A 22,927-nucleotide genomic window follows, 5' to 3' on the forward strand; every position below is an offset into this window, starting at 1 on the left:
AATACAAATGCACTACCGGTAATTCTTAATATTTTTCATTGATAACTTTGAACTATAACCATATAATGGATTAATATTTTTTGCAGGAAAAATTAATTGTACAATTCCCATAATTATAAATATTAGACCAAATAATAAGGATAAAATAAACAAAGGGCTTTCTGTATTCATCATAAAAAAAATTAAATCATCTTAGTCTTTATCATTTTATATAAAATTAAATACTTTTCGTTAGATTCGTCTGTCAAAGATTTATTATTTTTGCTTCAATTATACTCAACCTTAAAATGGCTATAAAAAACACGCAGGAAGCACCAAAAACTCCTAAAAAACAAATCGTCAAAACAATTATAGGTATACTGTTTTTAGTAATCGGTTTATTACTATTCGCTTCGTTTATCTCTTATTTTTTTAATGGTTTTATGGATCAGAGCCAAATCTCTGATTTATTAGACAAAAGTCAAACCGCCGAGAATATCTTCGGGAAGTTTGGCGCATTATTAGGCGAAACATTCATTTTGCAAGGAATCGGAATTGTTTCATTTTTTGTCCCAGTCTTCTTTATTCTCTTAGGAGTTAAAGTTGCTACAAATTGGAAAAAAATTAAGCCTTTCACAACGCTTTATCAAAGCATTTTCTTCATGATTTGGTTACCAATATTTTTTGGTTGTATTTTACCTACTCAACACATGCTTTCTGGCGTAATGGGATTTGAAATTAATGATTTCCTAAATAGCTTTATTGGTAAATGGGGTGTAATTTTATTGCTTTTCGTTAGTTTATTGATTTATTGTGTCATTCATTTCCGAATGACGTACCAATCTATCCAAGAAAAAATGGAAGAACGTGCGAAACAAAAAGAAATTGAGCGCATAGAAAAAGAGCAAGAAAAAATCAAGAGAGAACAGCTTGAATTAAGAAAACGTAAGGAAAAAGAAGAACAAGAAAAGATAAATAAATTCAATCAAGATGCTGAAAAGCAACAGGAAGATAGTTTATTGCAAGAATTAGAATTGATAGAACAACAAGAGAAAGAAGCAATTCAATCTCATAAAGTAAATCCAAACGAAGCATTTCATCAAGAATTTAAAATTAATCAACCAAAAGAGGAAGAAACAATCGAAGAAACTCCACTTAATATTACAGAATTAGTAGTTGAAGATTTGGCAGATGATGAGGAAGAAAATAATCAAGTAGATTTTTTATCAATTAATGATGAAGAAAATTTCGAAACAGAAATTCAACCAACTCAAAATTCTTCTGAAAATGGATTAGAATTAAAAGTTCAACATGTTGATGAAGAAGAAGAATTTGAAGCGACTTCTGCTCGATTGGTACAAGAGCAAGGTGAATACAATCAACGTTTAGATTTACCAAATTATCAATTTCCTCCTATTTCATTGTTAAAAAAATATGACAACGGAAATACGTTAATTGATCAAAAAGAATTAGAAACGAACAAAAATAGAATTGTCGAAACCTTAGGAAATTACGGAATCGGAATCGATGAAATTTCAGCAACAATCGGTCCTACAGTTACCTTATATGAAATTGTACCAAAAGCTGGTGTTCGTATTTCTAAAATCAAAAATCTTGAGGACGATATTGCCTTAAGTTTGGCTGCGCTTGGTATTCGTATTATTGCGCCGATTCCTGGAAAAGGAACAATTGGTATCGAGGTTCCAAATTCTAATCCTTCGATGGTTTCCATGCATTCGGTTATTGCTTCGCAAAAGTTCCAAAATGCTGATATGGAATTGCCAATTGCTTTCGGGAAAACAATTACGAACGAAACCTTTGTTGCCGATTTAGCAAAAATGCCTCACTTGTTGATGGCTGGTGCAACGGGACAAGGTAAATCGGTTGGTTTGAATGCTATTATCGCTTCGTTAATCTATAAAAAACATCCATCTGAATTAAAATTTGTGATGGTCGATCCAAAGAAAGTTGAGCTTACTTTATATTCTAAAATCGAGCGTCATTATTTAGCAAAATTACCAGATTCGGAAGAAGCAATTATCACAGATAATACAAAAGTAATTAACACGTTAAATTCACTTTGTATTGAAATGGATGATCGTTACGAATTATTGAAAAATGCTTTCGTTCGAAATATCAAAGAATATAACGCGAAATTTAAACAACGTAAATTAAATCCAGAAGCTGGTCACAGATTCTTACCATATATTGTATTAATCGTGGATGAGTTTGCAGATTTGATTATGACAGCTGGTAAAGAAGTAGAATTACCGATTGCTCGTTTAGCTCAATTAGCTCGTGCCGTTGGTATTCACTTGATTGTTGCAACTCAACGTCCGTCTGTAAATGTAATTACAGGAACAATTAAAGCCAATTTCCCAGGTCGTGTCGCTTTCCGTGTAACGTCAAAAATCGATTCGAGAACAATTTTAGACTCGCAAGGAGCTGATCAATTAATTGGTAAAGGTGATATGTTGTACACCACTGGAAACGAATTAATTCGCTTACAATGTGCGTTTGTTGATACACCAGAAGTCGATAAAATCACCGAATTTATTGGTGAACAACGTGGTTATCCAGATGCAATGCATTTACCAGAATATGTTGGGGAAGAAGGTGGATCTAATTTAGATATTGATTTATCTGATCGTGATGTACTTTTTGAAGATGCTGCACGATTGATTGTAATGAATCAACAAGGTTCCGCGTCTTTATTACAACGAAAATTAAAATTAGGATATAATCGCGCCGGACGATTGATTGATCAATTGGAAGCTGCTGGAATTGTTGGTCCTTTCGAAGGAAGTAAAGCAAGACAGGTATTGATACAAGATGACATGAGTTTGGAACAGTTGTTGAATAATTTGAACTAAAATTTATTAAAAACAGATAGAAAATTAAATTGTATGAAAAAGATAATCTATTCTTTCATACTCTTATTAATAGGGGTTGGAACATTAAACGCTCAATCAGCAAAACAAATCTTAGACAAAGTTTACGCTAAATATACCAACGCAAACTCGTATTACATCAAATTTGATTTTAGCCATAACGCAAATGGAAAATCAACAAGTCGTTCGGGAGAAGTTTTTGCAATGAAGCAAAAATTTAACTTGAATGTAGGCGATATCAACCAAATTTTTACAGGAACTAAATTATATACAATTGCAAAAGATGACAAAGAAGTAACTATTTCTGATGCATCTAACACAGATGATTTCTTAACACCAACTAAAGTTTTGAATACATATCGTACAGATTTCAGCTACACTTTAACAGATAAAAAAACGGTTGGAGGAAAAACAATTCAGTACATAAAATTAACGCCAACTAAAACTTCAACAATCAAATATTCGGTTTTAGGAGTCAATACAGCGAATAATGAAATCTACGATTACAAGGAATATGGTAAAAATGGTGATACAACATCAATCATTGTAAAAGATTACGTTCAAAATTTACTTATTCACAAAAGTTACTTTAACTTTGACCAAAAGAAATATAAGTCGCAAGGCTATATGATTACTCAATTATAATCAATGTTAAAAAAACTTGACTGGTATATAATCAAGACCTTTTTAGGTCCATTTTTTTTCATATTTAGTGTTCTATTTTTCATCTTTATCGTGCAATTTGCATGGCAACAAATGGAAAAATTTGTTGGAAAAGGTTTAGAATGGTACACTATTACCGAATTACTTTTTTGGTTAGGAATTAACGTTATTCAGCTTGTATTACCGCTTACAATCCTTTTGGGGTCTATCATGACCATGGGAGGTTTTGGAGAACGATACGAATTAGCTGCAATGAAAGCTTCTGGAATTTCACTTACCAGAATCCTTGCACCATTGTTTACGTTAGTTGCTTTAATGTCTGTCGGATTGTATTTTTTCGGAGACAAAGTAATGCCTTATTCCCAACAAAAAGCGCGAACAATGTACTTCAATATCTTACAAACCAAACCAACGGTAAGTATGAAAGAAGGCGTTTTTATCGAAACCGTTCCCGGATTTCAGATGAAAATAAATAAAGTTTCGGGTGAAAATTCAGAAAAATTAGAAGATGTTTTTGTTCATCAAAATGCACCGTTTGGTGAAAATACGATGACAATTATTTCTAAAAGAGGAAATCTTGCGCCAGACAAAAACGATAATCATTATCTAAAAATGGAACTTTTTGATGGAATTGCTTATACCGACAACATCAAAAATAAAAACTTTGATCAACGCAAACGTCAAGAAAATCAATATACTAAATTTGATACATTAAACTATTATATTGACATTTCGGATATTTTAAATTCTGGTAAAGACGAAGACCCAGGAAACTCTTATAAATATTTGGACGGAAAAGGTTTAAGACATCTTATCGATTCATTAAACACAGATTATAAGAAGTATTACAAAGATTTGAAAACGAATATGTTTAATCAAAACTATTTCTATTCAATCAAAATAAAAGATATTGATACGATAAAAACAAATATGATTTTTGACTTGAAAGAGCGAAATCGTCAAGAACAAGATCAAGTGCTTAATCAAGCTATACAAATGGTAAATCGTGATCAAGAAAATATGACGTTTTCTGAACAAGAAATTGTAAACAGAGAAAAGTTATATTCAAAAGTAAATATTCATTACCAACGAAATTTCTCGTATGCAGTAACATGTATTATTTTCTTTTTGATTGGATCATCATTAGGTGCAATCGTAAAAAAAGGAGGAATTGGAATGCCAGTTGTCATCTCAATTATCATTTTCGTTATTTATTTCATTCTTAATTTCTCGGCAGAAAATATGGCGAAAAACGGAAAATTAGATCCAACTTTTGCCGCTTGGGCAGCTAATATTATTGCGCTTCCGTTCTCTATTTTGTTTAGTTACAAAGCCAATCAAGATTCTGGATTATTTGATATCAGTATTTACGTTGATCCAATTGTAAAATACTTTAATAAGTTTAAGAAAACAAACAAAAACGAGGAGCATTCTCGTTATCAATAACATAAAACAATGGAAAATAGATCATCTCAATTAAACACAATTGAAGAAGCTTTAGAAGATTTAAAACAAGGAAAAGTTATCATTGTAGTTGACGATGAAGATCGTGAAAATGAAGGAGATTTCCTATGTATCGCCGAATTTGCAACGCCAGAAGTCATCAACTTTATGGTTACGCATGGACGCGGATTGGTTTGTACACCACTTACACAACAAAGATGTAAAGCATTAGGTTTGGACCTTATGGTTGGACACAATACAGCGATTTACGAAACTAATTTTACGGTTTCTGTAGATTTACAAGGTCACGGATGTACGACAGGAATTTCGGCTTCTGATCGTTCTAAAACTATTCAAGCTTTAATTGACGAAAATACAAATCCAGATGATTTAGGAAAACCAGGACATATTTTCCCATTAATTGCAAAAGATGGTGGAGTTTTGGTTCGAATGGGACATACAGAAGCTGCTGTTGATTTGGCACGCATGGCAGGATATTATCCTGCTGGATGTATTGTCGAAATTTTGAAAGAAGATGGAGAAATGGCTCGCTTGCCAGAATTGTTAGAGATTGCAAAGAAATTTGATCTTAAAATTGTTTCGATTGAAGATTTGATTGCTTACCGATTAGAAAACGAATCATTAGTAAAACGTATCGAGCAATTTCCTGCAAAAACAAGATTCGGAGAATACGAATTAATCGCTTATCAACAAACAACAAATAATCAAGTTCACTTCGCTTTGAAAAAAGGAAAATGGACAAAAGATGATGTAGTTCCAGTTCGTGTAAAATCGACAAATAGCTACTATGATTTGTTTAGCGCTTTACAAAACGGCGAAACACCATTGTTAGAAAAAACAATGAACATCATCAATGAAGAAGAAAAAGGTGTTGTAATTTTTATTAATAACATTCAAAGTTCTGAGTTGATTGAACAAAAATTAGAGATTTTCAAAAGTTTTTCTGAAGGAAAATCTAAATCAGGTGTTTTACCAGCCGATGAAAAAGATCACGGAATTGGCTCTCAAATCATCAAAGATTTAGGCATCCAAAAAATGAATTTGATTACACGCACTTTAGAAGAACCACATACGACGCAATACGGTTTGGAAATTGTAAAATGCACTAAATTGTAAGAAATAATTCATCACAATATACAAAAGCAGTTCTGAGAAGAGCTGCTTTTTTTTTTGAATCATTTTGTAACTTTTTGATTAAATTGACATCTCATATAAAAACACAATATGCAAAATAAAACTTTAGCTTTAATATTTTTTATTCTTACGAGTATTTCATTTGGACAAAATTCAATAGCTAATAAAATTTACACTTCTGATATAGATAATTTCTGGATAGCTTTTGATAGTATTCAAACTACAAATAATTATTCACAAAAAATAAAATTCATTAATACTTTATACATTGATAAAGGGACAAAAGGTTTAAAATCCTTTATGAAAGTAAGAGATTATAATGATACTCTTTATATTAAACTTATTGATAATTATCCTAAGTTTTGGAATTCTATTAGACCTAATACACTTACCATAAAAAATAAAACAAAAGAATTAACTAAAGCTGTAAAAAAACTAAAAAAACTATATCCTGAGCTAAAAGAAGGAGAAATGTATTTTACAATTGGTGGCTTGCGTTCAGGTGGAACTTTATATGAAAATATGGTTTTAGTTGGTTCTGAAATCGCTACAGGAATTCCAAAAACAGATGTTTCAGAATTTGAAAATGATTGGCTAAAAAATGTTTTTGCGAAGCAATCACTTGATAATATTATTTCACTAAATATTCATGAATATGTACACACACAACAAAAACCAAATGAAAACAACTCATTATTACACCATACCCTAAAAGAAGGTTCGTGCGATTTTATTACAGAGCTTGTTTTAGGAGAACCAATTGAAAAACAATATATTTTTTATGGAAAACAGCACTTCGATGATTTGAAAAAACAATTTAAAGAAGAGATGTTTATAGATGATTTTTCAAATTGGTTATACAATGGAGGACAAAAGGGTGAAGCTGCTGATCTGGGATATTTTATTGGATATGAAATATGTAAATCATATTACAATCAAGCTAAAAATAAAAAACAAGCGATAAAAGATATTATTGAACTGAATTATCAAGATGAAAAAGAAGTTGAAAATTTTCTAAGAAAATCTGGTTTTTACGAAGAAGGTTTTGATAAAGATCAATTAATAAAAGAATACGAAAAAAAACAACCTTATATCATAAAAATTGAGCCTTTCGAAAATGGTTCAACAAATATAGATTCATCTATCAAAGAATTTAAAATTATATTTTCTAAACCAATGAATCCAAAAGAATATTCAATAAGATTCTCAAAAAAAGGAAAAGAGTATAGTCCTAAGTTTACAAAAATCAATTTCTCTAATGATAACACTACATTCGTAATAACTATGGAATTAACTCCAACTAAAGAATATGAATTTGTAATTTCAAATGGTTTCAAATCAGAAGATGGCTACCCATTAAAATTAGACAACAATGAATTAATTATTAATTTTAAAACTCAATAATACAAAAAAAGCTTCTCGAAATCGAGAAGCTTTCTTATTAATAATCATCATAATATTTAATGCGCATAATGTTTACGAGAAACAAAATGCAGAATTTTTTGAACTAATTTCGTGTTTTTATAAAGATTCCAGTTCATTAATAAAACACTGAACAAAATTACTGCCAAACCATAAATCTGCAAATGAGTTACGACATCATCTGTAAAAAAATAACTCAATGCAACCGCTACAATCGGATTAACATAGGCATATGTAGAAACTTCTACAGCTGGACGATATTGTAACAACCAAACGTAAGAACCAAAAGCTAGAATAGAGCCAAAAGTTGTTAAATAAGCCATTGCCAACCAATCTTCTGTCGCTACATTCGCAAAATTGAAATTAGCATATTCTCCATTGAAGATTGCAACTGTATTAAACAAAACACCAGCAGTAATCATTTGCCAAGCCGTTTTGACCATGATGTTCAAATCTTCTTTTGGCTTTGTAACTTCTTTTTTCTGCTTTTCTGTTACATATTTTGAATACAAAGAACCTAACGTCCAAGCAATCGAACAAAAGATCAGAACAATCAACCCAATCATATTTAAGAACTGCTGATCTGCATCTGCGTGCACAGTGGTTGTTTGTTCATAGAATAACATCAGAACTCCAACAAAACCTAACAAAACACCTAAAATCGTAGGAATACTTGAAAAATTTTGTTTCCATTTCGGTTTATCTAAGACAATAAACCAAATTGCTGCCGATGCTGCCATAATTGCAACAATTCCACTTGGTAAAAATTGTTCGGACCAAATAATCCCAGCCATATCAATAAACAACAACATAAAACCTGTAAACATACATTGTTTCACAATTTGTTTATCCCACAGCTTGTAACCTTTCAACTTACAATATCCCATCAACATTGTGCTCGCCGCAATAAAGCGAAACGAACCCAAAATAAACGGACTAAAACCATGCAAAGCCTTATCTATAAAAAAATAAGTTGATCCCCAAACTACATAAACCACGAAATATGCTGCAATAATCAGCCACTTACTTGGTTGATTCCCTTTCATTCAATCTCTATTTTTTAAATCGTTGGTATAACGATATTTTGTTCTTCTTTTATTGTTTGTAAAACTATAGTTGTACGCGTAGAAGTGATTCCGCCAATTTTACTCAAATGTTTGCGCATCAATTCTACCAAACCTTCGTTATCAGAAGTTCTCACTTTGATTAGATAACCATCTTCTCCAGCAATATCATGAACCTCTAAAACTTCTGGAATTTCGGCAAGTTGTCTTCCTACTGTTTCATCACCGATAATATCTACGGTTTTGATAAACATATACGAAAGTAATTTTTGTCCAACTGCCATTGGATTTATTTTTGCGTGATAAGCCAAAATAACTTGTTTATTTTCAAGCTTTTTCACACGTTCTAATATTCCAGAAGGTGCCATTCTCAATTCTCTTGCGATATCTGCATTGTTAATACGTGCATTATCTTGCATTAATCGCATGATTTTCAAATCAGTAGCATCTAAATTAAATTCTATCTTTTCCATTTCGACTGCAAAATTAAGACTATTTTGAATAATATTCAAAAAACACATCAAAAATTGTACGTTATTCTTAATATGATTTTAAACCATAAATTAAATTCATTTTTATACTAAATATATTTAATCATTATTCATAAAAAAAGCTGCCCATTACTGGACAGCTTATGTTATTTAAAAATTTCGGTTAGAGAATTAGTTTCCTCCTTCTTCCATTTTCTTTTTCAATGCAGCTAATGAATCAATATCTCCTAATGTAGAAGTTTCGATCGTGTTAGATGAATTGTTGTTGTTGTTATTGTTGTTAGATGATCTCTCAGCTTTAACTTCTTCCTCACGGAAAGTTGCTGTGTGAGAAACTACTACACGACGGAATTCTTTGTTAAACTCGATAACTTTGAAAGATGTTTCTTCACCTTTTTTGATACGAGATCCGTCTTCTTTCTCTAATGTACGAGCTGGAGCGAAAGCTTCAACGTCAGCATCTTCGAATTGTACTGTAGCACCTTTATCAAAAACGTCAACTGCAACACCTGTGTGAGTAGTACCTACAGCATATTTAGCTTCGTACTGATCCCATGGGTTTTCAGTTAATTGTTTGTGACCTAAAGATAAACGACGAGCTTCTACGTCTAATTCTAAAACTACTACGTCTAAGATATCATCAACCGCACAGAATTCTGATGGGTGTTTGATTTTCTTAGTCCAAGATAAGTCAGAGATGTAGATTAATCCGTCAACACCTTCTTCTAATTCTACGAACACACCGAAGTTAGTGAAATTACGAACTTTACCTTTGTGAGTAGAACCTACTGGGTATTTAGTTGTAATATCTGTCCAAGGATCTGGAGTTAATTGTTTGATACCTAAAGACATTTTTCTTTCTTCTCTATCTAAAGTTAAAACTACTGCTTCAACCTCATCACCTACTTTTACGAAATCTTGAGCAGAACGTAAGTGAGTAGACCATGACATTTCAGAAACATGGATTAAACCTTCTACACCTGGAGCAACCTCAACGAATGCACCGTAGTCAGCTAAAACAACTACTTTTCCTTTAACTTTATCACCAACTTTGATATCAGCATCTAAAGCATCCCATGGATGAGCTTCTAATTGTTTAATACCTAATTGGATACGAGATTTATCTTCGTCGAAATCTAAGATTACAACGTTGATTTTTTGTCCATCTTCTAAGATTTCAGATGGGTGGTTGATACGAGACCAAGATAAGTCAGTGATGTGGATTAAACCGTCAACACCTCCTAAGTCTACGAATACACCGTAAGATGTGATGTTTTTAACTTCACCTTCTAATACTTGTCCTTTCTCTAATTGAGCAACGATTTCTTTTTTCTGAACTTCGATATCAGCCTCGATTAACGCTTTGTGAGAAACTACTACGTTTTTGAATTCTGGGTTGATTTTAACAACTTTGAACTCCATAGTTTTTCCTACGAATTGTTCGTAATCACGGATTGGTTTAACATCGATTTGAGAACCTGGTAAGAAAGCTTCAATTCCGAATACGTCAACGATCATACCTCCTTTAGTACGAGCTTTGATGTAACCGTTAACGATTTCTTGAGAATCGTGTGCTTTGTTAACAGCATCCCATGCATTTAATGTACGAGCTTTTTTGTGAGATAAAATTAATTGTCCATTTTTATCTTCACGTTGATCAACCATTACTTCAACGATATCTCCAACTTTCAAGTCTGAGTTGTAACGGAATTCGTTTAATGAAATAACACCTTCTGATTTGAAGTTGATGTCAACAATAGCTTCTTTATCTGTAATACGTACAACTTGTCCTTTGAATACTTCATTCTCATGTAAGTCTTCTAAAGTTGTATCGTACATTTGCTCTAATTCAGCTTTTTCTTTACGATCTTCTTCGTTTAATCCTGATTCGAAAGATTCCCAATCAAATGATTCTGGCGCTACGTTTGCATTAGCAGACGCATCTAATACTGGAGTGTTTAATACAACTTCTTGTACCTCCTCTTGTTTTGTTTCTTTAGACATAATTCTAAAAATTTGTATCTCAATCTATTTTATTTCGGAATCTTCAAATGCAAATAAATGACCGAGAGATGTTTAACTTAATAATTAATCGCTTGATTCCTAAACCATTTTAGCGAGTGCAAAGATAAACAATTATATTTTAATATTTGGAATAATTTTAGATTCAACTCAAAGAAATTTAAGATTTTATAAAGAAATTACACACTTGTTTATTCGTAACTTGTAATCGAATCTCAACTTTATGGATAGTCTAAAGAAAATAAAACGATTTTCTAAAATCGTAAAAGTCGTTTCTAAATATGGTTTTGAAGAAATTCTTTCTCGCGGAAATGATTTGTTTCATTCTGACCAAAACAACGAATTTTTCAACCAATCATTCAATCAACGTTTCCGAATGGCTTTGGAAGAACTTGGTCCTACTTATATAAAATTTGGACAATTATTGAGTAATCGAAAAGATTTGGTTCCTGAATCTTTGGTAGAAGAATTAAAAAAATTACAAGATAATGTTCCTCCAGAAGAAATTGACATCAAACAAAAAATTAGAGACGAATTTGGAATTGAGCCTGACGAGCATTTTCTTTTTATAGAAGAACAACCTTTTGCGGCAGCAAGTATTTCGCAAGTTTATCGCGCAACTTTATTGAATGGAGAAAAAGTTGTGTTCAAAGTAAAACGATCTAATATTCAGAAAATAATTGAGTCTGATTTAGCTCTGATTCGAGATATTGCTCATTTTTTGGAAAAAAAATATGAGAAACTTCAAAAATTATTCATTTCTGAAATCGAAAAATCATTTGAAAATTCAATTCTGAAAGAACTTTCATTAACCAATGAATTTCAAAATATTGAACGATTCAGGAAAAACTTTGAGAATAGTAAAGATGTTTATGTGCCAAAAACGTACGAAGATTATTCGAACAATAATTTTCTTTGCATGGAATTCATAGATGGTTTCAAGGTAAATGATGTTGAACAGTTAGATGCTTTAGGAGTTGATCCGAAAAAAATCGTACAGAAAGGTTTTGATATTTATTTGAAACAATTACTTGATGATGGATTTTTTCATGCTGATCCACATCCCGGAAATATTTTTATTTTAAAAGATGGACGTTTAGCTTTTATAGATTTTGGTTCGATGGGAATTTTAGCCATCAACGAAAAAGAAGCATTAGAAAATGTAGTGATTGATTTTGGATTAAAAAATCCGAAACGCATTGTTCGTTCACTCAAAAAAATGGCGATTAAACATTATATCGAGAACGAAAAACAATTGGAACGTGATATTGCAGATATTTTTGATTACTTAGAATACAATACCGTTGATACGATAGAAGTTCAAGTCATCATCAAAAAATTCAATCATATTCTACAACGAAATCATGTTTTATTACCCGAGTATGTTTACATTTTACTACGCGGTATTGCACTTATAGAAGGAATTGGACAACAATTACACGCTGATCTTAATGTGCAACGTTCAATGCGTCCATATGCGGTAAAATTGGCTCGACAAAAATTTCATCCAAAATATTTGAGCAAAAAAGCAATTGATAATTTCAAAGATATTCAAGATTTAATCAACGATTTACCAGAAGACACCTTAAAATTAATTGAAAAAGTAAACAATGATAAATTGGCTTTAAACTTCAAGATTGATCAAATAGATAATATTCAGAAATTAATAAAAGACAGTATTAATAAACTAGTTTTAGCGATACTTACTTTAGCTTTTGGAATTGGAGCAAGTATGCTTGCCAACACTACTGTTCGTCCAATGATTTTGGATATGCCATTACTTTCTTGGATTGGTTATTTGTTATCTATTTTTACAGCTGGATGTATTATTATATTAGTCTTTAGAAAGAAATAATTGTTCAAAAATATATGAAATAAAATAGCCACCTCAATGAGGTGGCTATTTCTATTGTAAGCTATTCAAAGAATTATTATTTCTTTTCTGTAGCTGTTTTTTTGATAACTTTTGTTTCAGTTACTACAGCTGTTCTAGGTAATACCTCAACACGTCTGTTTCTTTGGTAACACTCTTCAGTGTTTTCAGTACATAACAATTGAGATTTTCCTAAACCACGAGCAGTTAAACGAGCTTTATCCACTCCACCTCTTTCAACTAAAATATTAACTAACGCTTGAGCACGTTTTAAAGATAATGTTTTGTTATAAGCGTCTTTACCTCTTTGGTCAGCATGTCCGTCAATGTAGAAGCTTTTTTCTTTTAAATCATCAGAATTTAAAATTTGAGCAGCTACACGTACATCTTCGTAAGAAGAAGGAACAATTTTATCAGAGTTGTATTCGAATAAAATATTAGATAAACGTTTTGCTACGTGAACTTCTGTCCATGGACATCCATTATTTTCTTTTGGTCCTTTTACTGTTGGACAAGCATCATCTTTATCTGGAATACCATCTCCATCTGTATCTGGACAACCTTGGAATTCAGCTAAACCATATTCGTTTGGACAAGCATCATCTTTATCTAAGATTCCATCACCATCTGTATCTGGCCAAGGACATCCATTATTTTCTACTGGACCTGCAACTGTAGGACAAGCATCATCTTTATCTGGAACACCATCACCATCTGTATCTGGACAACCTTGGAATTCAGCTAAACCAAATTCTGTTGGACAAGCATCATCTTTATCAAAGATTCCATCACCATCTGTATCTGGACATCCGTTTGTAGATGGATCATTTGTAGCGATACCTGGAGTATCTGGACATGCATCTTCGTCATCAGGAATACCATCACCATCTCTATCTTGTTTTCCGAAACGGAAAGTAACACCTACTGTGTGTTGGAAGAAATCGAAATAATTGTTTCCTCCGTAAGCTGGTAACCAGTTGTAATCAGAAGCAACGTTTAAACCAAAGTTTTTAGTAAACCATAAGTTAAATCCAGCACCTAAAGAAGCTACAAAGTGATTTTTCTCTAAATCTTCAACTTCTGTTAATTGGTAAGTTTCATTACCATCACCATTACCATAGTAAGCTGTTAATGGAAATTGTAATCCTGTGTAGTCGTATCTGTGGTAACCAGCACCTACACGGATATATGGATCAAACCAAGAATCTTCTTTTAAGATATAACCATTAGCTAACTTATAACGTAAACCTAAACCAGCATTGATGAATAATTCATCTTTGATACGTAATCTGTTGTTATCAACTTCACCTACTGAAGCAGTTAAATCAACATCAAAAGATCTGTTTAAGTTACGGATGATAGATAATTTAGATAAAGGAGGAACGATATCCCAATTATCTGTTTTGAAATACTGGTTGAATGGTCCAGTCACTGAGTTGTGATCAACTGCGTGAGCACCAACTGTAATTGCCCAAGGATTCTTAGAATTCTGAGCATCTACAAAAGAATTACCCGCTAGGAATAATACTACTGCAGATAATAATAGATTAAACTTTTTCATTATCAAATATTTAGCGTTTTAAATATATTAAATTTCACTTAATTTTCATACAATTATAAGACAAATTTAAGAATTCTTTATCATTCTATCCAAATCTCTTTTCAAATCTTTTCCTTTTATTGTGTTTCTTTTGTCAAAAAGTTTCTTCCCTTTTGCCAAATATATCTTCAATTTTGCCAACCCTTTATTGTTTATAAACAGCGTGGTTGCTACAATCGTTAATCCTGTCTCTTTCGTTTTGCGTTCTAATTTTCGCAACTCAGATTTTTGTAATAAAAGTTTTCTGTCTCGTCTTGTTTTATGATTAAAGTATGTTCCCCAATCATATTCGTCAATAAACATATTGACAATATAGAGTTCTCCATCCTTCATTTGACAAAAACTTTCGGTAATCGAAGCTTTTCCCATTCGGATAGATTTTATTTCAGTCCCAAATAATTGGATGCCGGCTTCGTAAGAATCTAATAATTCATACTCAAACCTTGCACGTTTATTCTTAATCGTAACTTCTTTCTGCACTTTATTTTATTCCAATTAAAATTTGTAACTTTGCCGGAAGGTCAAACAAACATCATACCAAAAATTATGTTAAATGTTTCTAATTTATCGCTTCAATTCGGCAAGCGTGTACTTTTCGACGAAGTTAATATAAAATTTACAAATGGCAACTGTTACGGGATAATTGGTGCCAATGGAGCAGGAAAATCTACTTTCTTAAAAATATTATCAGGTGAAATCGATCCAACTTCAGGACAAGTTAGTCTTGAAAAAGGAAAACGTATGTCTGTTTTAGAACAGAATCACTTCAAATATGACGAATATACAGTATTGGATACTGTTTTACGTGGAAATAAAGTATTATACGATATTAAAGAACGTATGGATGCTTTATATGCTAAACCTGATTTTTCTGAAGAAGATGGCATCAAAGCAGGAGAATTAGGTGTCGTTTATGAAGAAATGAACGGATGGAATGCAGAATCTGATGCTGCTACATTATTATCTAATGTAGGAATCGATTCGGATATGCATTATACATTAATGGGAGATTTAGATAATAAAGCGAAAGTTCGTATTTTGATTGCGCAAGCTTTATTTGGAAATCCTGATGTGTTAATCTTAGATGAGCCTACCAACGAATTGGACGTTAATACAATTCAATGGCTAGAAGATTTCTTAGGTAATTTCGAGAATACTGTAATCGTTGTATCGCACGACCGTCACTTCTTAGACGCGGTTTGTACGCATATTTGTGATTTAGATTTCTCTAAATTAAATTTATATTCAGGTAACTATACATTCTGGTACGAATCTTCTCAGTTAGCTGCAAAACAACGTGCGCAACAAAACAAAAAAGCAGAAGAAAAGAAAAAGGAATTACAAGATTTCATTGCTCGTTTCTCTTCTAACGTTGCTAAAGCAAAACAAACGACTTCTCGTAAAAAAATGATCGAGAAATTAAATATCGAAGATATCAAACCTTCTTCTCGTCGATATCCAGCACTTATCTGGGAACAATCGCGTGAGGCTGGTGATCAAATCTTAGAAGTAAACAATTTATCTGCTTCTGTAGATGGAGAAGTTTTATTTAAAGATGCAAACATCAACTTGAAAAAAGGTGATAAAATTGGTATTTTCTCTCGTAACTCGAAAGCGGTTTCTCAATTTTTCGAAATTCTTTCAGGAAAAGCTCAGCCAGATTCTGGAGATTTTACTTGGGGAATTACAACAACACAAGCGTATTTACCTTTAGATAATACAGATTTCTTCAAAGAAGATATCAACTTGGTTGATTGGTTACGTCAATATACAGAATCAGACGATGAACGTCACGAAGAATTTATGCGTGGTTTCTTAGGAAAAATGTTATTCTCTGGAGACGAAGCTCTTAAAAAATCTTCTGTTTTATCAGGAGGTGAAAAAATGCGTTGTATGTTCTCTCGCATGATGTTATTACGTGCAAACGTATTATTGTTAGACGAGCCAACAGGTCACTTAGACTTAGAATCGATTACAGCATTGAATAATTCTTTGGTTAATTTCAAAGGAACAATTTTAATGGGTTCTCATGACCACGAATTGATTCAAACAACTTGTAACCGTATTATCGAGTTAACTCCAAACGGAATCATCGATCGTTATATGACGTATGATGAATTCTTAGATGATCCAAAAGTAAAAGAATTAAAAGCAAAATATTACGCTTAATAATTTCTTTCACCATATTTCTAAAAATCCAGAAGGTTCTACTTTCTGGATTTTTTTATTCATAAATTATTCTATCTTTGAGTTAGAATTTTTCGCATGATTCAACTTCCTATCATATTACTTTATCTCATTATTGCATTGATTTTTTTTCTAATCATTATGATTACATATTTAATCCATTCATTAAAATCTGAGAAAAAAATAAGTCATGAACAAACGCAACGTTTAGACAATTTATCTATAAAAGTTGACGAGTTAAAACTAGAGTCATACGAAGCAAAATTGAATCCACATTTGTTCAAAAATATTCTCAATTCGATTCAATCCAATGCGTACCAAACCTATTATACGATTGATAAATTGGCAAATGTGTTGGATTATATTTTGTACGAAAGCAAAGACAATTTTGTGACGATAAAAGATGAAATAGATTTCACTAAAAACTTTATTGAAATTAATAAAGTAAAAGTTTCGCCTTTGTTTGATTTTCAAGTTAAAACCAAAATTGATGAAACTTCACCTTACTATCAAGAAAAAATTATTTTACCTTTATTAAGTATTGATTTTATTGAAAATGCTTTCAAACATACCGATTTTCAACAAGCAAATTCATTCATAAAAATTATGCTTGAATTGAATAATAGATCATTTCAAATTCAAGTCATCAATAAAATCTCTCCAAAAAATAGTTTGAAAAAAGAAACTGGCGGACATGGAAGTCAATCATTAGAACACCGCTTGAAAATGGTTTACGACGACGATTTTTCACTTTCTAAAACTATTGAACAAGATATTTTTGTAGCCAACTTAAAAATAAATCTACATGAGTTTTACACTAAAATGCATACTAATTGACGACGAAATTCTTGGTTTAAAGTACCTGAAAATGTTGTGTGAACAAATGGAAGACATTGAAGTTGTGAAAGCTTATGTTAATCCTGAATTATTCATTAACGAAATTGAAAATCTTGATTTTGACTTTTGTATTTTAGATATCGAAATGCCTAAAATAAATGGTTTACAGATCGCTAATTTATTAAAAGAAAAACCGTTTATTTTTTCCACTGCTTATAAGGAATATGCTGTTGATGCTTTTGATTTAGATGCGACAGATTATATTCAAAAACCAATCAAAAAAGAGCGTTTACAACAAGCTGTTGACAAAGTAAAAAAACGTTTACAAAATAATTTTTCGACACAAAATAATTTTGTACAATTAAATTCAGACAAAGGAAAAATTTTGTTGCAGTTTAATCAAATTTTGTACATTACAACTTCTACCGTTGACAGCCGTGATAAAATGGTTTATTATCAAGATTTATCGTTCTTGATTTTGAAAAATATCACACTCGATGCATTATCAGAAATGTTACCCGAAAAAGATTTTGTTCGCATCAATAAACGAGAAATAATTAGCTTACATCATATCAAATATTTCCACTCAGACAACGTCACTTTAGATGTATTATCAAAAGAGAATAAAGAAATCAATTTGGTATTAAGCGAAGTTTACAAAGCTAATTTTATTGCTCAAATTTCAATTTGATTACAAAAAAAAACCATTTCATTACATTTTACTCGAGTTTAAAAAATATTGATATTTTTCTGTAAATTAATTTCTGACTTTTGTTGAAAATTAACGCCATGAAAAAATCGACAAGAAATTCTATTTTTTATATAATAATCATTCTACTTTGTTCAATCATGATGTATTTTATTGTGATTAAAGCAGAAGAAATGGAAGCTGGGAAACATGTTGTTCATGCTGCAAATGGAAGCAATTACTTCAATGATTTCATCAACAGTATTACACATAATATTGGACACCCTCTTGCTATTTTATTAGCACAAATTGTAACCATTATATTTACTGCAAGGGTTTTTGGATGGATTTTTAATAAAATTGGACAACCAACTGTAATTGGAGAAATTATTGCAGGTATATTCCTTGGTCCTTCTTTCATTGGAATGCATTTCCCAGAATTTTTTGGAGGTCTTTTCCCTAAAGAATCGTTAGGAAACTTAGAATTTATCAGTCAGATAGGTTTGATCCTATTCATGTATGTTATCGGGATGTAATTAGACCTGAAAGTGCTAAAGAAAAATGCACAAGATGCCATAGTTATTAGTCATGCAAGTATCATTATTCCATTTACACTTGGTTTAGCTCTAGCTGGATTAATTTATATGGAATTCGCACCAGAAGGAATTAACTTTTTATCATTCGCTCTATTTATCGGAATTTCGATGAGTATTACAGCCTTCCCCGTTTTGGCTCGTATTGTACAAGAACGCGGAATTAGTAAAACTCGCTTAGGTTCTATTGTAATTACTTGTGCAGCTGCCGACGACATCACGGCTTGGTGTTTATTAGCTGCGGTTATCGCCATCGTAAAAGCTGGATCATTCGTCAGTTCATTATATGTTATATTACTAGCAATTGTTTACGTTATCGCGATGGCTCGTTTCGTTCGTCCATTCCTAAAACGAATTGCAGACGTACATTCAAGCAAAACAACGCTTACAAAACCTATCATAGGAATCTTTTTCTTGGTCTTAATTATTTCTTCATACTTAAGTGAAATCATTGGAATTCATGCATTATTTGGAGCTTTTTTAGCTGGAACAATTATGCCTGAAAATGTAAAATTCAGAAATTTATTCATCGAAAAAATAGAAGATGTTTCATTGGTTTTATTACTTCCTTTGTTCTTCGTTTTTACAGGTTTGAGAACACAAATTGGATTATTGGATACGCCACATTTATGGCAAACAGCGGGATTGATTATTTTGGTAGCTGTAACAGGAAAATTCATCGGAAGTGCAATTGCCGCCAAGTTTGTTGGACAAAACTGGAAAGATAGTTTAACTATTGGTGCTTTGATGAATACACGAGGTTTGATGGAATTAGTCGTGCTAAACATTGGATATGATTTAGGGGTTTTAACACCAGAAGTTTTCGCTATGATGGTCATAATGGCTTTGGTCACAACTTTTATGACAGGTCCAGCTTTGGATTTAATCAATTGGATTTTCCGCAAACAAAAAACAGAAAATGAACTTTCTGAAATTAGTCAAAGTCAGAAATATAAAATTTTAATTGATTTTCAAACACCCGAAAAAGGTGCTGAATTGTTGCGAACAGCTAATAGCTTTATCAAAAAACAAGACGAAAATTCACTTGTTTCTGCAATTCATGTGATGAAAAGTAGCGAAGTGCAACATTTCAATCTTGAGGATAGAGAAGCAGAAATTTTCGAACCGATTATTGAGGTTTCCGAAGAGTTACACCAAGATGTAACAACCATGTTCAAAGTTTCTACCGATATGGTTTTTGAGACAATAGATGTTGCGCAAAAAGGTGATTACGATTTGATGTTGATGGGTGTAAGAAATTCTATTTATTCAGGTTCGTTGTTAGGAAATATTTTAGGATTTACGACAAAAATTATTGATCCTGATATTTTGATTGGTCAAGTTACTGGAAAAGAAAACATGTTTGATCATTCAATTTTCAACGAAAGAACGAAACAATTATTGAACAAATCAACTGTTCCTGTTGGAATTGTTTTGGACAAAAATTTCACAAAAGCTGAGAAAGTTTTTCTTCCTCTTTTCGGAAATAAAGATGCCGATTTACTGAAATATGCACAACGTTTAATCTCGAATAGCGAATCGCAAATTATTATTGTAGATGTAAGCGGTTACACAAAACGTCATTCAGAAGTAAAAGAAATTATTCGTAGTATCGAGAATATTGCACCAAATCATATTAGTCTTTCGTATAAACAACAATTGGATAAAGAGTTTTTAAATGAAATGGATTTAATGATGATTAGTATGGAAAGTTGGAAAAACTTAATCGAAACAAAAAGCATTTGGATTTCCAATGTACCAACAACTTTAATTATTTCGGAGTAACATTTTTTATAAGATTCATAAAATAAAACAAAAAATCCAGCTTTTAAGCTGGATTTTTCGTTTTATATCATTCAAAATTGATTAAACATCAATTTTTGCATAATGTGCATTTTTCTCGATAAACTCACGACGAGGCGGTACATCATCACCCATCAACATAGAGAACACGCGATCCGCTTCTGTTGCATTATCAATCGTTACTTTACGCAACGTTCTGTGTTCTGGATTAAGTGTTGTATCCCATAATTGCTCCGCGTTCATTTCCCCAAGACCTTTGTATCGCTGAATTGTAACTCCTTTACCAGAACCATCTGTAGAGAATTCTGCAGTTAAACGTTCACGATCTTTTTCGTCCCAAGCATATTCTGCTTTCGCTCCTTTTTTGATTAAATATAAAGGTGGCGTTGCAATATAAATATGTCCTTGCTCAATCAATTCTTTCATGTAACGGAAGAAGAATGTCAAAATTAATGTCGCGATGTGAGAACCGTCGACATCGGCATCGGTCATAATTACAACCTTGTGATAACGTAATTTCGATATATTAAGTGCTTTCGAATCATCTTCAGTTCCAATTGTTACACCTAAAGCTGTATATATATTTTTAATCTCTTCGTTATCCAAAACTTTGTGAGCCATCGCTTTTTCTACATTTAAGATTTTACCACGTAATGGTAAAATTGCTTGAAAATGACGATCACGACCTTGCTTCGCCGTTCCTCCGGCAGAATCTCCCTCGACTAAGAATAACTCAGACTCTTCTGGTTTACGAGAAGAACAATCCGCTAATTTCCCTGGCAATCCGCTTCCTCCCATTGGGTTTTTGCGTTGTACCATTTCACGAGCTTTCTTCGCTGCTTGACGAGCTTTTGCTGCTAAAATTACTTTATCAACAATTTGTTTTGCTTCTGTTGGATTCTCTTCTAAGAAATTCGTTAACATTTCTGCCACAATTTTATCAACCGCAGGAGAAACCTCAGAGTTTCCTAATTTCGTTTTTGTTTGACCTTCGAATTGAGGCTCCATTACTTTTACCGAAATAACTGCTGTTAATCCTTCGCGGAAGTCATCTCCAACGATTTCAACTTTTTCTTTTGCAAGATTAAAGTTTTCTTCAGCATATTTTTTCAATGTACGTGTCAATGCACGACGGAAACCAGATAAATGTGTTCCACCTTCGTGTGTATTGATGTTATTTACGTATGAATGTACATTTTCGTTATACGACGTATTGTATCGCATTGCAACCTCAACCGGAATTCCATCACGTTCACCTTCCATGAAGATTACTTTGTCCATGATAGATTCGCGGCTACCGTCAATAAACTCAACAAATTCTTTTAATCCTTCTTCAGAATGAAAAGTTTCTGTTACAGGATTTCCATCAGCATCTTTTTCGCGCTCGTCAACCAATACAATATTGATTCCTTTGTTCAAGAAAGCTAACTCACGCAAACGGTTTGCTAAAGTAGAATAATTATATGTTTGTACTTCTTGGAAAATTGTATCATCGGGCGTAAAAGTTACTGTTGTACCACTTTTATCAGTCGTTCCAACTTCTTTTACATCATACAAAGGTTTCCCTTTCGAATATTCCTGAATATATTGTTTTCCGTTCTTGAAAACTTCTGCCGATAAATGGTTAGAAAGTGCATTAACACACGAAACTCCAACACCGTGCAAACCTCCAGAAACTTTGTACGTATCTTTATCAAACTTACCTCCTGCACCAATTTTCGTCATTACAACTTCTAATGCAGATTTTCCTTCTTTTTTATGTAAGTCGACAGGAATACCACGTCCGTTATCTTCTACACGAATCGAGTTTCCTTCTAAAATTGTTACCTTGATTGTATCACAGTATCCTGCTAAAGCTTCATCAATAGAGTTATCAACAACCTCGTAAACTAAGTGGTGTAATCCTCTAACTCCGACGTCACCAATGTACATCGATGGACGAAGACGTACGTGCTCCATTCCTTCTAACGCTTGGATATTATCCGCCGTATATGTGTTATTACTCATAATATGTCTCTAACTTTTTAAAACAAACAAATATAGTCAATTTTGACGAGAAAACCTCTTAAAAAGAACTTAAAGTATTGGATAAAATAACGTTTTAAGGTTCATTTTTTGGATTAATTCAATAAAAGTTAAAAATAAAAACCGAAATCAAATTGATTTCGGTTTTGAAATATATAATTTCTATAAATTAAACCCGTTGTGCATTTTGA

General features: G+C 32.2%; 15 protein-coding genes and 1 pseudogene. 10 read left to right on the top strand and 6 right to left on the bottom strand.

The window, feature by feature from the left end:
* The first annotated feature begins 287 nt into the window (after positions 1-287).
* From B4E95_RS08475 to B4E95_RS08495, 5 genes are all read left to right on the top strand, one after another.
* On the top strand, positions 288-2,852 hold the full coding sequence (locus B4E95_RS08475; protein WP_291062033.1) for an FtsK/SpoIIIE family DNA translocase: 2,565 nt from the start codon (positions 288-290) through the stop codon (positions 2,850-2,852).
* A gap of 33 nt (positions 2,853-2,885) precedes the next feature.
* The gene (locus tag B4E95_RS08480; RefSeq protein ID WP_291091142.1) at positions 2,886-3,515 is read left to right on the top strand and encodes a LolA family protein; all 630 of its coding nucleotides are present in this window, start codon (positions 2,886-2,888) and stop codon (positions 3,513-3,515) included.
* A gap of 3 nt (positions 3,516-3,518) precedes the next feature.
* Positions 3,519-4,979 carry an LptF/LptG family permease gene (locus B4E95_RS08485; RefSeq protein WP_286495541.1) on the top strand — a complete coding sequence of 487 codons (1,461 nt, stop codon included), beginning with the start codon at positions 3,519-3,521 and terminating at the stop codon, positions 4,977-4,979.
* Positions 4,980-4,988: 9 nt separating this feature from the next.
* Complete coding sequence (gene ribB, locus B4E95_RS08490; RefSeq protein ID WP_291047230.1) at positions 4,989-6,113, top strand: 3,4-dihydroxy-2-butanone-4-phosphate synthase; 1,125 nt, start codon at positions 4,989-4,991, stop codon at positions 6,111-6,113.
* Positions 6,114-6,221: 108 nt separating this feature from the next.
* The gene (locus B4E95_RS08495) at positions 6,222-7,535 is read left to right on the top strand and encodes an Ig-like domain-containing protein (protein ID WP_219034404.1); all 1,314 of its coding nucleotides are present in this window, start codon (positions 6,222-6,224) and stop codon (positions 7,533-7,535) included.
* A 56-nt stretch (positions 7,536-7,591) separates the two neighbouring features.
* Here the strand turns inward: B4E95_RS08495 and B4E95_RS08500 are convergent, their stop codons facing one another.
* From B4E95_RS08500 to rpsA, 3 genes are all read right to left on the bottom strand, one after another.
* Positions 7,592-8,599 (bottom strand): EamA family transporter, encoded by a 1,008-nt coding sequence (locus B4E95_RS08500; RefSeq protein ID WP_280062089.1) that lies wholly within the window; start codon positions 8,597-8,599, stop codon positions 7,592-7,594.
* Positions 8,600-8,613: 14 nt separating this feature from the next.
* A complete protein-coding gene (locus B4E95_RS08505; RefSeq protein ID WP_291091145.1) occupies positions 8,614-9,090 on the bottom strand; it encodes an Lrp/AsnC family transcriptional regulator in 477 nt (158 codons plus the stop codon).
* A gap of 189 nt (positions 9,091-9,279) precedes the next feature.
* Entirely contained in the window at positions 9,280-11,112 is a 1,833-nt protein-coding gene (rpsA, locus tag B4E95_RS08510) for a 30S ribosomal protein S1 (RefSeq protein WP_291091147.1), read from the bottom strand.
* A 241-nt stretch (positions 11,113-11,353) separates the two neighbouring features.
* On the opposite strand from rpsA, the gene B4E95_RS08515 reads away from it, so the two are divergent.
* The gene (locus B4E95_RS08515; RefSeq protein WP_291091149.1) at positions 11,354-12,985 is read left to right on the top strand and encodes an ABC1 kinase family protein; all 1,632 of its coding nucleotides are present in this window, start codon (positions 11,354-11,356) and stop codon (positions 12,983-12,985) included.
* Positions 12,986-13,061: 76 nt separating this feature from the next.
* Here B4E95_RS08515 and B4E95_RS08520 read toward each other — a convergent pair whose 3' ends face one another.
* Both B4E95_RS08520 and smpB read right to left on the bottom strand, forming a co-directional pair.
* The gene (locus tag B4E95_RS08520; RefSeq protein ID WP_291091151.1) at positions 13,062-14,564 is read right to left on the bottom strand and encodes an OmpA family protein; all 1,503 of its coding nucleotides are present in this window, start codon (positions 14,562-14,564) and stop codon (positions 13,062-13,064) included.
* Between the two features lie 66 nt (positions 14,565-14,630).
* Positions 14,631-15,083 carry an SsrA-binding protein SmpB gene (smpB, locus tag B4E95_RS08525; RefSeq protein ID WP_038332657.1) on the bottom strand — a complete coding sequence of 151 codons (453 nt, stop codon included), beginning with the start codon at positions 15,081-15,083 and terminating at the stop codon, positions 14,631-14,633.
* 66 nt (positions 15,084-15,149) lie between these two features.
* On the opposite strand from smpB, the gene B4E95_RS08530 reads away from it, so the two are divergent.
* The 4 genes and pseudogenes from B4E95_RS08530 to B4E95_RS08545 all read left to right on the top strand — a co-directional run bounded on the left by B4E95_RS08530 (position 15,150) and on the right by B4E95_RS08545 (position 20,693).
* A complete protein-coding gene (locus B4E95_RS08530; RefSeq protein ID WP_038332655.1) occupies positions 15,150-16,772 on the top strand; it encodes an ABC-F family ATP-binding cassette domain-containing protein in 1,623 nt (540 codons plus the stop codon).
* Positions 16,773-16,931: 159 nt separating this feature from the next.
* Positions 16,932-17,627 carry a sensor histidine kinase gene (locus B4E95_RS08535; RefSeq protein WP_291062017.1) on the top strand — a complete coding sequence of 232 codons (696 nt, stop codon included), beginning with the start codon at positions 16,932-16,934 and terminating at the stop codon, positions 17,625-17,627.
* Positions 17,628-17,658: 31 nt separating this feature from the next.
* A complete protein-coding gene (locus B4E95_RS08540; protein WP_291091153.1) occupies positions 17,659-18,318 on the top strand; it encodes a LytR/AlgR family response regulator transcription factor in 660 nt (219 codons plus the stop codon).
* 158 nt (positions 18,319-18,476) lie between these two features.
* Positions 18,477-20,693 (top strand): annotated as a pseudogene (locus B4E95_RS08545) (cation:proton antiporter).
* A gap of 81 nt (positions 20,694-20,774) precedes the next feature.
* Here the strand turns inward: B4E95_RS08545 and gyrB are convergent.
* The gene (gene gyrB / locus B4E95_RS08550) at positions 20,775-22,718 is read right to left on the bottom strand and encodes a DNA topoisomerase (ATP-hydrolyzing) subunit B (protein ID WP_291091155.1); all 1,944 of its coding nucleotides are present in this window, start codon (positions 22,716-22,718) and stop codon (positions 20,775-20,777) included.
* Positions 22,719-22,927: the final 209 nt, after the last annotated feature.

The sequence above is a fragment of the Empedobacter sp. UBA7494 genome (assembly GCF_002478465.1).
Classification (GTDB): Bacteria; Bacteroidota; Bacteroidia; order Flavobacteriales; family Weeksellaceae; genus Empedobacter; species Empedobacter falsenii_B.

What these genes read in the sequence shown, in the direction of transcription:
- B4E95_RS08475 (WP_291062033.1), top strand. Translation starts at nt 288, where the DNA reads ATGGCTATAAAAAACACGCAGGAAGCACCAAAAACTCCTAAAAAACAA.
- B4E95_RS08485 (WP_286495541.1), top strand. Translation starts at nt 3,519, where the DNA reads ATGTTAAAAAAACTTGACTGGTATATAATCAAGACCTTTTTAGGTCCA.
- B4E95_RS08495 (WP_219034404.1), top strand. Translation starts at nt 6,222, where the DNA reads ATGCAAAATAAAACTTTAGCTTTAATATTTTTTATTCTTACGAGTATT.
- ribB (WP_291047230.1), top strand. Translation starts at nt 4,989, where the DNA reads ATGGAAAATAGATCATCTCAATTAAACACAATTGAAGAAGCTTTAGAA.
- gyrB (WP_291091155.1), bottom strand. Translation starts at nt 22,718, where the DNA reads ATGAGTAATAACACATATACGGCGGATAATATCCAAGCGTTAGAAGGA.
- rpsA (WP_291091147.1), bottom strand. Translation starts at nt 11,112, where the DNA reads ATGTCTAAAGAAACAAAACAAGAGGAGGTACAAGAAGTTGTATTAAAC.
- B4E95_RS08505 (WP_291091145.1), bottom strand. Translation starts at nt 9,090, where the DNA reads ATGGAAAAGATAGAATTTAATTTAGATGCTACTGATTTGAAAATCATG.
- B4E95_RS08520 (WP_291091151.1), bottom strand. Translation starts at nt 14,564, where the DNA reads ATGAAAAAGTTTAATCTATTATTATCTGCAGTAGTATTATTCCTAGCG.
- B4E95_RS08480 (WP_291091142.1), top strand. Translation starts at nt 2,886, where the DNA reads ATGAAAAAGATAATCTATTCTTTCATACTCTTATTAATAGGGGTTGGA.
- B4E95_RS08535 (WP_291062017.1), top strand. Translation starts at nt 16,932, where the DNA reads ATGATTACATATTTAATCCATTCATTAAAATCTGAGAAAAAAATAAGT.
- B4E95_RS08500 (WP_280062089.1), bottom strand. Translation starts at nt 8,599, where the DNA reads ATGAAAGGGAATCAACCAAGTAAGTGGCTGATTATTGCAGCATATTTC.
- B4E95_RS08530 (WP_038332655.1), top strand. Translation starts at nt 15,150, where the DNA reads ATGTTAAATGTTTCTAATTTATCGCTTCAATTCGGCAAGCGTGTACTT.
- B4E95_RS08540 (WP_291091153.1), top strand. Translation starts at nt 17,659, where the DNA reads ATGTTGTGTGAACAAATGGAAGACATTGAAGTTGTGAAAGCTTATGTT.
- B4E95_RS08515 (WP_291091149.1), top strand. Translation starts at nt 11,354, where the DNA reads ATGGATAGTCTAAAGAAAATAAAACGATTTTCTAAAATCGTAAAAGTC.